We start from the raw sequence: 12410 nt of genomic DNA, 5'->3' as shown, positions 1-12410 counted from the left end.
TGTCGCCCGGGCGGCGGTGCGCGGCGGCGCGATTCGCTAGGCTGGCGGCTGTTCAACGCTTCCCGTTGCGGATTGGATTTCGTATGCCCAGTTTGTTCGACCCCGTGCAGATCGGCGATCTGCAGCTTGCCAACCGTGTCGTGATGGCGCCGCTGACGCGCAACCGCTCGCCCGGCCGCGTGCCCGGCGAGCTGGCCGTCGAGTACTACCGCCAGCGCGCCGGCGCCGGCCTGATCGTCAGCGAAGGCACGCAGATCGGCCCGCTGGGCCAGGGCTATCTGGACACCCCGGGCATCCACAACGCCGAGCAGGTGCGTGCCTGGCGCCGCGTCACCGACGCCGTGCATGCCGAAGGCGGCAAGATCGCGGTGCAGCTGTGGCATGTGGGCCGCATCTCCCACGCCAGCCTGCTGCCGCCGGGGCAGGCGCCGGTGTCGTCCACCGCGCGTGTGGCCGACAGCCGCACTTTCACGACCGAGGGCTTCGTGCCGGTGTCCGCGCCGCGCGCGCTGCGCCGCGAAGAGCTGCCGGCGCTGGTGCGCGAATACGTGCATGCCGCCGAATGCGCGATGGAGGCCGGCTTCGACGCCGTCGAGGTGCATGGCGCCAACGGCTATCTGCTGGACCAGTTCCTGCGCGACAGCGTCAACGACCGTCAGGACGACTACGGCGGCTCCATCGCCAACCGCGCCCGCCTGCTGCTGGAGGTGATGGCTGCGATCGCGCAGTCCATCGGCGCCGGCCGCACCGGGCTGCGCCTGAGCCCGGTCACGCCGGTCAACGACGCCGGCCAGGACAGCGACGCGCAGGCGCTGTTCAACCATGTGGCCGAGCAGCTGGCGCCGCTGAAGCTGGCCTTTCTGCACATCATCGAAGGCCAGACCGGCGGTCCGCGCGACGTCGCGCCCTTCGACTACCAGGCCATGCGCGAGCGCTTCGGCGGCCCGTGGATCGCCAACAACGGCTACACGCGCGAGATGGCGATCGAGGCTGTGGCGCAGGGCCGCGCCGACGCGGTGGCCTTCGGCCGTGCCTTCATCTCCAACCCCGACCTGGTGCGCCGCCTGCGTCTGAACGCGGAGCTGGCCAAGGCCGACTCCAAGACCTTCTACGGCGGCGGCGCCCAGGGCTACACGGACTATCCAGCGTTGACCTGAGCCTGGGGCAGCGGGATGCTGCCGGCGCGCAGGCGCGGCAGCACCCAGTCGCGCGTCAGCGGGGCCAGCAGCGGGGTGTCCGGCGCGTCCGGCCGCTGCGGGTCCTGCCAGCGCAGCTCCTCGATCTCCTGGCCGGTCTGCGGCGTGCCGGTCAGCGGCGCGGCGAACAGCTCGGCCGTGATCACCCAGCCCGGCTCGTTGGCGGCCGGCGCCTCGGTGCCGCCCAGCGGCAGCAGCTGCTCGGGGTGCAGCACCAGGCCCAGCTCCTCATGCAGCTCGCGGCACAGGGCCTGGACATCGCTTTCGCCCGGCTCTGGTTTGCCGCCCGGGTTCATGAAGGCCTTCGTGCCGCGCTTGCGCACCAGCAAGACCTGACCCTGTGCGTTGCGGATCACCGCGGCGACGACTTTGACGTGTTGGCTCATGGATGGCACGCGCCTGACCGGGCTCAGGCCCTGAACTTGGCGCGGAAGAGTTCGTGGATGGAGACCTCGCGCGGGCCCGGCCGCAGCTCGAAGCGCTGGCCGGCGGCCAGGCTGCCGGGCTGGCGCACCGCGAGGTAGAAGCCGCACCAGGCGCTCTGGCCCATCAGCTTGACGGCCTGGTTGAAGCCCATCGCCGCGTTGAACTTGAAGCAGGGGTGGCGCGGCTCGCTGACCGCCAGCTCGCAGTCCGGAAAGCACAGCACGTCGCCGACCCAGACCTCGGTTTCCAGCAGGCCCTGCAGCGACAGGTTCTCGCCCATGCTGCCCCAGGGCAGGGCCGCCTCCCAGCCCGCTACCTTGGCCTGCGCGCGCACCGTCTGCCAGAAGGGATAGTGCTCGCTGGGATAGGCGTAGACCGCCTTGGACAGGCCGCCGTGGTAGCGCGGATCGGCTTGCTCGTCGCCCTCCAGTCCCAGCGGCTTCACGGCCACGGTGTCCTCGCGGGGCTTCTTGCGGATCGCGGTCGCGACGGGCTTGCCGTCGATCGGCATCATTTCGACGCGGGCGGTGTTGAGGCTGAGGAGCTGCATGCGAAAAGGGGCGCTTTGAAATGAGGCCTCAGCGCTTCGGCGAGGCGGGTGCGTATCGTAGCGGCCGTGGCCCTCAGATCTTCATTTCCAGCTGAACCGACAGGTGTGGCGAGGCCTCCTTGTGCGTCCACACGACCGCATCCTGGCGGTCGCCAGCGCCAAAGACCTCGGCCCGGCGGCTGTCGCGGGACAGCAGTTTGTTCGCGTTCAGCCGCAGCGTCATGGCCGGGTTGACGTTCCAAGTGGCCTGGGCGGACAGCTCCTGGCGCCGCCCCTGGTAGACGCGGCGCTCGACCGCCGAGCGCACCCAGAGGCCGGGTGTCCAGCTGGCGTCCAGCGACAGCTGCAGCGGCAGCGAGGTTGAGGTGTAGCGGGCTCCCAGTTTGGCCGACCACGGCGACTGGTCGGCCATGCGATTGTCGGGGCCAGGGACGGTGTTCAGGCGCGAACGGGCGAGGGTGGCGCCGGCCCGCAGTTCGAGCTTGGGCAGCAAGGGGGCGAGGTCCGAGAAGCTCAAGCGCGCGTCCACACTCAGGCCACGTGTCCACGCCGCTCCGAGGTTGACGGGCCGGACCACGTAGCGCTCGACGCTGGACCAGGGCACGGCTTCGTGCGTGATCCGTTCGCCGATGAGGTCGCGAAGCTGGCGCTGGAAAAGGTCAATGCTCAGCAGCGAATCCTTGCCGAGATCCTGCTCGTAGGTGGCGGTGACGCCCCAGGCTCGCTCCGGACGCAGCTCGGGGTTGCCCGCCGTGTCGGCGTGCTCCACGGTGTTGGGGCCGCAGCCCGGCACGGCGGCGCAGGGTGCGAGCGGGTGCACGGTGGGTCGCTGGAGCAGCTGGTCGACGGCCGGCGCCCGGAACGAACGGGCCAGCGACAAGCGCAGGCGCCGCGTGCCGGCCGCGTCGATCTTGTGGGCCAGGTGCAGCGACGGCGAGACCACCCGGTGGGACGGCGAGGCCGTCAGCGCCCCTTCCTCGATGCGCAGGCGGCGCCATTCGGCGCTGATCCCCGCCGTGGCGGCCCAGCGTGGGCCGATCGTCCACTCGTCCTGCACATAGGCGCTGTGCAGCGGCCCTCGCACCGACTGGCGCCCGCCAAAGAGCGTGAAGGCGGGGTCGGCCACGCCATCCAGCGTGGCATCGACCTCGTTGCGCCGCGCGATGCGGCCCAGATTCACTCCCAGCTTCAGCGCATGCGCCTCGCCGAGCTTGGGGTAGAAGTCCAGGCGCAGACTGTCCGTGGCGTGGCGGTCCAGCCGCGAGATCTCGCGCCGGGTGCCGGGCCGGCTCGCATCCATGTCTCCGGACAGGTCCAGCCGCGATTGCTGGCGCGTGACGCGCATGCGCGAGACCGAAGCTTCGAGCTCGAGGCGCGAGCCCCCGGCCGTCTGGTGCTCCCAGCTGAGCGGCAGCCCCAGCATGGACATGCGGGCATGGCCCTGGTTCAGGGTGTCCGGCCAGGCCGACCCGCCGTCGGGACCAGGCGCGTGGCGTTCCGTGCCATCGGTCGAGGTGCGCCAGGACAGGACCGAGGGGGAGAGCTCGAAGCGATCGGACGCGGAGGCCTTGTAGCTCAGCGTGCCGCCCAGCGTGAGCGTGTGACGGGTGTCGTTGCGCTGCTCCTGCTGCTGGTCGGCCAGGCGCAGGGGGCCGGCGGGATCGGCGGGGCTGGCGACCTCCGTGGTGGTGCGCTGGCGCAGGTCTTCGTCGCGCTTGCGCACATCGATGCGGCCGGACAGCGACCAGGCCGTGGCGGCCGGCCGCCAGGACTTCGACGCGGCGACGTGAGCGTCGGCCAGGCCATGGCCCATCGCGCCCCCGAGGCGCAGCGACCCGGTCGGCTTGCGGTCCACGCGGCGGCTGACGATATTGATCGTGCCGGCGATGCCGAACGGCCCGTATTCCGCCAGCGATCCCTTGACGATTTCGATGCGCTCGATGTGCACCAGGTCGGTCTCCAGCGGATGGCGGCCGGGCAGCGGCGGTTTGCCGTCGACCAGCAGCTGCGTATAACCCGGCAGGCCGATCAGCCCCAGCCGCCCGTCGGCGCCCACCGTGACCGAGGGCTCGCGCTTGAGCAACTCCTGCACCGTCGTCACGCCACTGGCCTCGATGCTGCGGCGGGAGATGAGGATTTTTCCGGCCACGAAGTCCCGGCGCGCCTGCAGGTCCGAGGCCGCGTCGCCACCGACCGTCACCGGGGGGAGCTGCGTCGGTGCGGCGGGGACGGTCGGCGGCGGCGTCCTTGTGGCCTCTGCGGCGAGCGCCGGCGTCGGGAGCGTCAGCCCCAGTGCCAGGCACAGTGGAGTCAATGGGGACAGCGGGGCGGGGCGGGGCTTGGGACGCATGAGGGGGTGTCGGGCGGGCCATGAATAAAGGCACGGGGAGTTCCCGTGCCTCGTCCGGCGTCAGGCAGGGCCGTCAATCGCTGCAGATTTGTTCGCAAATCCGGGTTTTGAGGCCCGCTTCGGAGCAGCGCACCATGCAAGTGATGGCATCGGCAAAAGAGGCAGAGGCGATCGCCGAAAACAAGAAGGCAAGAGTCAGTTTTTTGGTCATGATTTCAGAGCGGGCGTTGAAGGGTGACGTACGGGTGTTATTTCTTGCCGTAGCAGATGTACTCGCACTTTTCGCGATCCTTGACGTGCTCCATGCATTTCCGGTAACACTCTTTGGGATCGAATTCCGCGTAGGCCAGCCCGAAGGCGGTGGCCAGCCAGAGGAACAGCAATGCAGCAGTTTTTTTCCTGATTCTTGAATCCATTCGACTTCCTTTCCTTGGTGGGGAAAATATTCCCAGCGGTTTTCGAGGGCGGCCCTCCAGAGCGTCGGTGGCAGAGAGGACGTTCAGCGCGCGCCGGACCGTGAGGCCACCCATGCGTCCAGCCGTCTGCGCTGGTCGCCGACCCACATCAAGTCGTGAGTGACGAGGACGGGGACGCTGCTTTGCCCAAGCCGCGCCCATTCTTCCCGGGCCCTGGGCTGCGCGTCGATCCGCAGGTCGTTGAAAGGAATGCCTTGTTCGCGCAGATATTCGCGCGTGGACCTGCAGGCCGCACAGGTGGCCGATCCGTACAAGGACAGCGGATGGGTTTTGTCTTTCAGAAATTCCCCAAAATCTCCCCGAACCGGTCGGCTTTGATATTCGCGGTAGGCCCATGCGGCCAGTTTCCTGGCCGGTATGGCCATGGCCAAAACGGCGGCGATGAGCAATAGCTCTGCCAGCAGGCGCGCCCAGCGAGGGCGGCCCTGAATGGGAAATCGCATGAATATCCTCTCCCTGAGGTGCTGCACACCCCGTGTGGGACCGGGTCATGGCCCGGTGGCCTCGTTTCCACCGCTTCGGGCGAATGAAAACCAGTGTAGGGAAGGATTGATTCTTAAAACAAAGGGTTAACCCTTGTTTGTGTCATTGTTTGATATGAAATTCGCCCCCAGACAGAATTTGAAATTTGAATGTCTTAATTTACTGGGGCGCTCAACTACCCACGTTAATAGCTTGCGGCGATTCCGGGGTCTCCGGGCGGAGTAGCGGGATTAATGACCGACCGACACGCTTGGGCGCTCACCGTCGCCCCGGAGTCAGTCGGTTCGGTTCACTTCAGGTAGGTGCGCAAAATGCTCACGACTGTCTCGACCTCGTCCTGGCGCTGCTCGGGCGTGATGTGCTCGGCGGCCACAGGCTCGCGCAGATGGTCTTCCAGTACCTCGGCCATTGGGCCGGCCACCGCGCCGCGTATCGCGGCGATCTGCCGCAGCACGCGGCCGCACCGTCCATGTCCTGCTTGTTCCGACGCCTTCGCGCGCAGGGCGCCGTATCTGTCGGGCCTGCAGACCCTGCCCGTGGGCCTCGACCTGGGCCTAGAGGGGGGAGGCCAGTCCTCCGTTGAAGCGACGCGCACCGGCCGTGCCACGGCGATACTGGGTCCGACTGCGGGAGAGACCTTCATGCTGAAGCTGCAACTGACGGAAGACGAGATCGGCCAGAAGCTCGAAGAGGCGCGTCGCAACGGCGAATTGCAGACGGCGCAGAGCTTTGGCAAGCCGCTGGCCGAGGACGCCGGCTGGGCACAGACGCCGGAAGAGTTCCGCATGTGCTTCAAGATCCTGAAGGACGCCGGTGCGGCGCCCCCGGAGGTCGAACTGTTCCAGCAGCGCGGCCGTCTGCGCCAGGCGCTGGCGGAGGCCGGCCGCGAAGAGGAGCGCAGCGCGCTGCAGGCCGCTCTGGGCGAGCTGGAACGCCAGATCGCGCTGCGCCTGGAGGCGCTGCGCGTCAACGGCCGGTTGTGAGCGCGGGGGCGCGCGGAGTGCGCCGGCCACCCCGGCCCGCGGGCGATGCCCGCCCCGCGCGGCGCGACAAAGCGGTGATAGTTTGAGATAAGCCGACCCTCTGGCGCGCCCATGGCGGCGCGGGCGCCTGCTCAGGCTAGGATGCCGTCCTCACGGAGCCCAAGATGGTCACGACGATCAAGCGCGAAGAGTTCAGTTTCCTGGTGGTGGACGATTTCTCCACCATGCGGCGCATCATCTCGGGCCTGCTGAGGGAGCTGGGTTTTCGCAAGATCGCCGAGGCCGAGGACGGCAAGGCGGCGCTGCGCGCGCTGGAGATCGCGTCGGAGTCGGGCGAGCCGGTGCATTTCGTGCTCAGCGACATCAACATGCCGGTGATGAACGGCTTCCAGCTGCTGGAGGCGCTGCGCGCCAAGCCAGAGACCGATCCGCTGCACAAGATCCCGGTGCTGCTGGTCACCGCCGAGGGCCGCAAGGAAGACATCATCCGCGCCGCCCAGCTGGGCGCCACGGGCTATGTGGTCAAGCCTTTCAACAAGGACACCATCGGCGACAAGATTCACCTGGCGCTGCGCCATCGCAACATCCTGGTGGACTGACGCGCCGCGGTCGGCAACGGGATGCCCCGCCGCCCTGTCGAGGCGGTCCGCGGCGACGGCGTGGCGCGTGCATCGTCCGTGCCTGGTGTCGTGCGTTGCCGCCCGCTCCCGCCGGGCGTGGGGCCGGGTGAGGCCCGATGCTCAGGCGTCGAAGGAGAGCCTCATCGCGTGGGTGTGGCCGTCCGGCGCGACGCAGTCGATCAGCGTGTGGCCGGCGTAGCGGAAGGACCAGCCGACGGGCAGGCCCAGCGCGACCATCCAGGCCAGCCGCAGATGGGCCAGTTCGCGCACGCGGTACTGGCCGAAGGGCTCGTCGTCGTCCGTGTCCACGCTGACGATCTGCCAGCCGCAGAACTCGGGCGCGGACTCGGCATGGCGGTGCCCGACGACCGACACCTGCCGCAGCGCCGCGGCCGACACGCGCAGGTACTGCTCGGCGCCCACCGGCTGAGGTGTCAGCCGCAGCGTGCGCATCAGCGCTTGCTGGGCGCCAAACACCCGGTCGGTGGCGGCGACGCCGGGCACGAAGCGGTCGAGCTCGGTCCCGGCGTAATCGGGCTCCAGCAGCCGCGGCCCGTCCGCGTGGTCCTCCAGCCGCAGCACGGCCCAGTCCAGCGCCAGTTCGATGGACTGCCCCGGACCCAGCGCCGCGGCGGGTTCGCGCAGGCGCTCGAACCAGGCGTGGTCGTCGGGCGCATCGCGGTCGGCGACCTCGGCGCTCAGGGTCTTGCCGGAGGGCAGGCGCAGGTGAAGCTTCATGGCGGCGGCAGGAAACGGTTGAACATCGCTTCGATCGCGGCCCGCGCGCGCCGGTCGGCGGCGCGCAAGGCGGTCGCCATGGCGCTGGGCAGCGGCTTGCCGTTGGCGGCGCGCGCGTTGATCCAGTCGTCCACGGACAGGTTGAGCTTGGAGCTGTTGGCCTCGGGGGTCAAGGGCAGGTAGTTCTCGGGCACCTCCAGCAGCATGGCATCGCGCTGCAGCGGGGTGAGGCGCGCGAAGCGCGGGTCGCGCGCGATCTCGGAACGCGACATGAGGTGGTCGGTGGCCCAGTCGGCGGTGGTCATGGGCTTGCCGGTGGTCACGTCGATGGGCGTGCCGTGGACCGGCTGCAGCACCGGGTCGAGCTGCGCGGCATTGGCCAGCGCCGTGGGTCGCGCGGCGGCGCCGGGCGTGGCCGCGGCGACCTGCTCGCCGAGGCTGCGCGTCAGCCCCTCGGTCTCGCTCTGCAGGCGCTGCAGCGCCTTGTCGCGCTGGGCCACCAGCCGGTGATAGGGCTGGCCTTCGGGCGTGCCGGTGGGTGGCACCGTGTAGCGGTGGCGGCGCAGTTCGTCCTGGATCTTCTGGTCCAGCGCGGCGATCTCCTGTTCCAGCCTGGCCACCTCGGCACCGCCGCGCACCACGGCATCGCGCTCGCGCAGCGCGGACGCTTCGCTGCGCTCCAGCGGCTTCAGCGCGGATTGCGCGCGGCGCAGGTCGGCCTCGGCGCCCTTGACCAGGGCTTTCGCGTCCTTGCCGCCGCCGGCCTCGCTGGCCAGATCGCGCGCCGCCTGCAGGTCGGCCTGGGCCTTCGCGACCTTGTCGCGGGCGTCCTGGGCCGCCTTGCGGGCGCTGCCGAGCGCGTCCTCGGCCTGGACCAGGCGCTGCGCGGCGCGCCGGGTGTTGGCCGTGACCGGTGGCTTGGGGGTGGGCGTCGCCGCCGCGGGGGGCGTCACGGCGGGCGGGGTCTTCTCCGCCGAAGGCGTGGCCGTGGTCGCCGGCTTGGCCACGGGCGTGTCGGGCGGACGCAGGGCCGCGGGGGGCAGCAGCGGTGGGGCCGGCCGCGCGGGCGGCTTGGGTTCGAGGGCAGGGGCGGGAAGCCGCGCCGGCAACTGGGCTGGCAACTGGGCTGGCAACTGGGCGGGTAACTGCGCGGGTCCTTGCGCCGGACGCTGCGCCGGCGCGATCGGGCGCGCTGGGGGCGGTTGCTGCAGTACCTGGGGGCCGGGCCGGGCCAGCGCGGCGTCGCCAGCGGCCGGCGAGGCCGGTGTGGCGGGCGTGGAGGGCGCCACCACGGAGCCTTCGCCGGGCGGCAGCTGCGGCCGTCCGCCGCGGGAGATCTGGCCGTTCTCGACGACGGCGACCTCGCCGGTGGCCAGCCGGGTGGCGCGCAGGGTCTGCTTCTTCGGGTCGACGATGAGCTCGACGAACTCGCCATTGGCGTGGCGGGCGAGGTAGCGGTCGGCGCCCTCGGCGGTCTGGCCGATCTTGCGCAGATCCCATTGGGGCGCGCCGCCGCTCACCTGGGGCGGCCGGGTTTCGCCCAGCGCCGCGCCTTCGAGCGGGGCCAGTCCCTTGGACTCTTGCAGCGCGGCGGCCGGGGCGGCGGGCTTGCCGGCCTTGTGCACGATCAGCACGGTCAGGATGGTGAGCACCAGCGGCGTCAGCTTCTCGGCGGCGCTGCCGCTCTTGCCGTTCCAGATGTCCTGCGCCGCGTCCACCGTCAGCACCGAGGCCTCGTAGAGGCCGACCGGGATGTCGCTGAGCCCCAGGGTCACCTGCGAGGCGGCGCCACGCGCCACGTTGCCGGGCGTCAGCGCCTTCTCGAAGTCCTGGGTCAGGTTGCGGACGTAGCCTTGCTGGTATTTCTCGGGCAGGTAGCTGGATTCGAAACCGGGGCCGGTCGCGAAGATGGTGCCCGACCATGCCGAGTCCCAGAAGCGGCCCAGCCCGCGGCCTATGCCCTGGAACACGCCGATGTCTTCCTCGCTCAGCTCCGCGGCCGTCACGCCGCGCGCCATCAGCTCGGCGGCAAGACCTGGCACCGCGAGCACGGTGTCGCGCAGCCGCTGGTCGTCCGCCAGCTTGCGCAGCACCGCGCGCAGGTCGTCCAGGCTCATGGATTCGAACATCCAGTGGTAGTAGGTCTCCTTGACCGAGCCCCAGTCGCGGATGGCCTCGATGAACTCGACGCGTTGCTGGTTGAGCTTGTCGCGGCCCTTCTCGACGGGGCCGTAGGTGCCGATCAGCGTCGAATAGAAGGGGGTCAGCTGCTCGAAGACCTCGTTCATCGTCGCTTCACCCAGCTCGGTCTGCAGGCGTCGGAAGTCGTCCGGCGCGAGGTCCTTGAAGGCGTTGAGGATGTCCTGGCGCCACGAGATGTTGAAGGTCCAGCTCTGCAGGTTCCTGCGTATCGTCGCCACCCGCGCGGACAGGTCCAGCGGGGTGGGCGCGGTGGCGGGAGTGGCCGTGCCGGGCGCCGGGTTGGCCGGTGCCACGGCGGCGCCGTCGGTGACGGGCGCAGCCGTCGGCAGCGCGGGCGTGGGCAGGGCCGGCAGCGGCTCCGCGGTGGCGGCGGCAGGCGGGCTGTCGGGGGGCTTGGCGGGCGGCTTGGGTTTGGCGGGCGCCGGCTGGGGCGTGGGTTTGGGTTTGGCCACGCTCAGCGGGGGCGGCCGGGTGGGCGTGAGGTCCAGCCCGCCCAGGTCCAGGCCGCCGTCCTCGCGACCGCGGCGCGGCGCGGGCACGGTCTGCAGCAGGACCTCGCAGTCGCCGATGCGGCTCAGGGCCGCTTCGTCGACGCGTGCGCCGGAGTCGGCGGTGGCGCGCACGGCGACATGGATCACTTGCGGATGGCGCGAATCGGCCCAGGCGCCGAACCTCACCTTGTCTGCGTTCTCGGTCGGGAAGCGCAGGATGGCAACGCCGCGCACATAAAAGGTCGTCGTCCCGGACTGGCTGCTCGCATAGGTGCCGGGCAGCAAATCGTTCGTGGCCAGCGGCTGGCGCTGGATGCCGGGGGCCGCGGCCGGGCCGGCGGACAGCGGGCCGCTGACGCCGGCCGTCACCGCCCGCGCCGCGGCCTCGGCGGCGGCCTCGTGCTGCGGGCCGCTGGCGCCGCGCCCGGCAGCGTCGCTGCCGGCGGTCTGCTGGACAACATGCGCCAGCTCATGGGCGAGCAGGTGGCGGCCCGCCAGCGTGCCGGGGCGATAGAAGCCGTCGTTGAACACGATGTCGCGGCCCAGGGTGAAGGCCTGCGCCTGCTGCGCCTGCGCGAGCCGGTGCGCGTCCGCGTGGTCGTGCAGACGCACGGCGCCGAGGTCGACGCCGAAGCTGCGCTCATGCTCGGCGCGCAGCGCTGCGGGTAGCGGCCGGCCCTCGCCCAGCAGCTGGCGCATGCCGCGGTTGCCCACCTGGACCTGCAAGCGCTGCAGCGCGTGGGCCGGTGCCGGTCCGTGAGCCATGGCCTCTGGGGGATCGCGCGCCGGGGGCGCGCGGGTGTGGCCCTGCGGGGTGGTGCCCGTCGTGCGCTTGGGTGGGCTCATGGCGGCTCGATCTGCAGGCGCCGCTGCTGGGCCGCCAGGCGCAGGCTGTCGGGCAGCTTCTTGCGCTTGAGCACCTTGTCCAGCAGCTCGGTGCCGCCCTGGTCGACCACGGCGGCGAGTTCATAGCGGTTGCGCTCGGCGTCCAGCGTCGCGGCCCAGCGCTGGATCAGCTCGGACTCGTCCTTGCGCGCCAGGTCGGCATGGCGGATCAGGTTGACGCGCAGCAGCGTGTCGCCGCTCTTCCACAGCGGTGCCGCGAGTCGTTCGAGGTATTCCGGATAGTCGCTGCGGACCCGCGCGGCCAGCTGCGGCCAGCAGTCGCCGGTCTGCGTTTCGAACTCGCGCATGAAGCGGCGCAGCTTGAGGTCGGTCGTCTTGAGCAGCCCCGCCTCGGCCCAGGCGGCGCGGGCGGCTTCTCGTTGGTGCATGGTGCGCCTCCGCGGTTCATCAGGCCTTGCCGCTGCCGGCCTGGCTCAGCACCTTGAACTCCTGGACGGGCAGGAACTCCAGGCTCAGCGAGCTGGCTTCGAACCCTTCGGCTTGCGCGCTCACCAGGGTGCTGACCGTTTCTGCGGCCGAGGTCAGCTCGACCGTGGCGATGCCGTCCTGGGCCTTTGCCGTGCGGCTCGACAGCGTTCCGCGCGTCACGGCGAAGCTCACGACGGGAGCACCCTCCTGGATCGGTCGTCCGTCCGCGGTCACCAGCCTCACCTCGAGCCTGGTGCGGCTGGCCCCGTCGGCGGGGAGCTCTGCCCGGCCGTCCTGATCCAGGTCCCGCGCGTCGCAGCTGAGCACGAGCTTGCCCTGGTGGCGTGGCTCCAGCTTGAGCGCGTTCACCTTGTCGCTGAGCACCGAGCCCGCCAGCCGATGGCTGCGGTCCAGGGTGCGCAAGAGCTCCACCTGGCTTTCCTCGGTGACGGGCGCGAACGCGAGCTCGGGCGAGCTCGGGTTGGGCAGCAGGTCCGGCGTGCTGGTGCGAAAGTGGCCGGTGATCCTGCCGGTGCGTTTTTCGTAGATCACGAACTCGTGAAGCATGATGCAGTCCCCTT

At 70.5% G+C, this 12410-nt stretch carries 13 protein-coding genes; 4 read left to right on the top strand and 9 right to left on the bottom strand.

Translation table 11 applies throughout. From position 1 onward, the window contains the following. The first annotated feature begins 83 nt into the window (after positions 1 to 83). Positions 84 to 1157 (top strand): alkene reductase, encoded by a 1074-nt coding sequence (locus LZ017_RS04895; protein ID WP_241298951.1) that lies wholly within the window; start codon positions 84 to 86, stop codon positions 1155 to 1157. On the opposite strand, the gene LZ017_RS04890 is transcribed toward LZ017_RS04895, so the two are convergent. The 3 genes from LZ017_RS04890 to LZ017_RS04880 form a co-directional block, all read right to left on the bottom strand. Continuing rightward, complete coding sequence (locus LZ017_RS04890) at positions 1139 to 1582, bottom strand: NUDIX domain-containing protein (protein WP_241298950.1); 444 nt, start codon at positions 1580 to 1582, stop codon at positions 1139 to 1141. The genes LZ017_RS04895 and LZ017_RS04890 overlap by 19 nt on opposite strands. A gap of 23 nt (positions 1583 to 1605) precedes the next feature. Continuing rightward, entirely contained in the window at positions 1606 to 2172 is a 567-nt protein-coding gene (locus LZ017_RS04885; RefSeq protein WP_241298949.1) for an MOSC domain-containing protein, read from the bottom strand. Positions 2173 to 2245: 73 nt separating this feature from the next. Next, positions 2246 to 4372 (bottom strand): TonB-dependent siderophore receptor, encoded by a 2127-nt coding sequence (locus LZ017_RS04880; RefSeq protein WP_241298948.1) that lies wholly within the window; start codon positions 4370 to 4372, stop codon positions 2246 to 2248. A gap of 284 nt (positions 4373 to 4656) precedes the next feature. Between LZ017_RS04880 and LZ017_RS04875 the strand changes: the two genes are divergently transcribed. Continuing rightward, on the top strand, positions 4657 to 4932 hold the full coding sequence (locus tag LZ017_RS04875; protein WP_241298947.1) for a hypothetical protein: 276 nt from the start codon (positions 4657 to 4659) through the stop codon (positions 4930 to 4932). 89 nt (positions 4933 to 5021) lie between these two features. Here the strand turns inward: LZ017_RS04875 and LZ017_RS04870 are convergent, their stop codons facing one another. Together LZ017_RS04870 and LZ017_RS22235 are read right to left on the bottom strand one after the other, a co-directional pair. Further along, the gene (locus tag LZ017_RS04870; protein WP_241298946.1) at positions 5022 to 5441 is read right to left on the bottom strand and encodes a glutaredoxin family protein; all 420 of its coding nucleotides are present in this window, start codon (positions 5439 to 5441) and stop codon (positions 5022 to 5024) included. Between the two features lie 329 nt (positions 5442 to 5770). Beyond that, positions 5771 to 5935, bottom strand: a complete 165-nt coding sequence (locus tag LZ017_RS22235) for a metal-sensing transcriptional repressor (protein ID WP_241298945.1) — start codon at positions 5933 to 5935, stop codon at positions 5771 to 5773. A 187-nt stretch (positions 5936 to 6122) separates the two neighbouring features. Between LZ017_RS22235 and LZ017_RS04860 the strand changes: the two genes are divergently transcribed. Both LZ017_RS04860 and LZ017_RS04855 read left to right on the top strand, forming a co-directional pair. Continuing rightward, entirely contained in the window at positions 6123 to 6464 is a 342-nt protein-coding gene (locus tag LZ017_RS04860; protein ID WP_241298944.1) for a DnaJ family domain-containing protein, read from the top strand. Positions 6465 to 6628: 164 nt separating this feature from the next. Continuing rightward, positions 6629 to 7063, top strand: coding sequence for a response regulator (locus LZ017_RS04855; protein ID WP_241298943.1), 435 nt, complete (start codon positions 6629 to 6631; stop codon positions 7061 to 7063). Between the two features lie 141 nt (positions 7064 to 7204). Here the strand turns inward: LZ017_RS04855 and LZ017_RS04850 are convergent, their stop codons facing one another. From LZ017_RS04850 to LZ017_RS04835, 4 genes are read right to left on the bottom strand one after another with little or no spacing between them, the layout of a single operon-like run. Further along, a complete protein-coding gene (locus LZ017_RS04850) occupies positions 7205 to 7822 on the bottom strand; it encodes a hypothetical protein (RefSeq protein WP_241298942.1) in 618 nt (205 codons plus the stop codon). After that, positions 7819 to 11361, bottom strand: coding sequence for a DUF4157 domain-containing protein (locus LZ017_RS04845; protein ID WP_241298941.1), 3543 nt, complete (start codon positions 11359 to 11361; stop codon positions 7819 to 7821). Before LZ017_RS04845 ends, LZ017_RS04850 begins: the two co-directional genes overlap by 4 nt. Beyond that, on the bottom strand, positions 11358 to 11789 hold the full coding sequence (locus LZ017_RS04840; RefSeq protein WP_241298940.1) for a hypothetical protein: 432 nt from the start codon (positions 11787 to 11789) through the stop codon (positions 11358 to 11360). The genes LZ017_RS04845 and LZ017_RS04840 overlap by 4 nt, the downstream gene beginning before the upstream one ends. Positions 11790 to 11808: 19 nt before the next feature. After that, positions 11809 to 12396 (bottom strand): Ig-like domain-containing protein, encoded by a 588-nt coding sequence (locus tag LZ017_RS04835; protein WP_241298939.1) that lies wholly within the window; start codon positions 12394 to 12396, stop codon positions 11809 to 11811. Between the last annotated feature and the right edge of the window lie 14 nt (positions 12397 to 12410).

It is taken from the genome of Pelomonas sp. CA6 (assembly GCF_022549225.1).
GTDB lineage: Bacteria > Pseudomonadota > Gammaproteobacteria > Burkholderiales > Burkholderiaceae_C > Roseateles.
The sequence above is the reverse complement of the archived record's forward strand: the minus strand, read 5'-3'. Positions and strand labels throughout refer to the sequence as shown.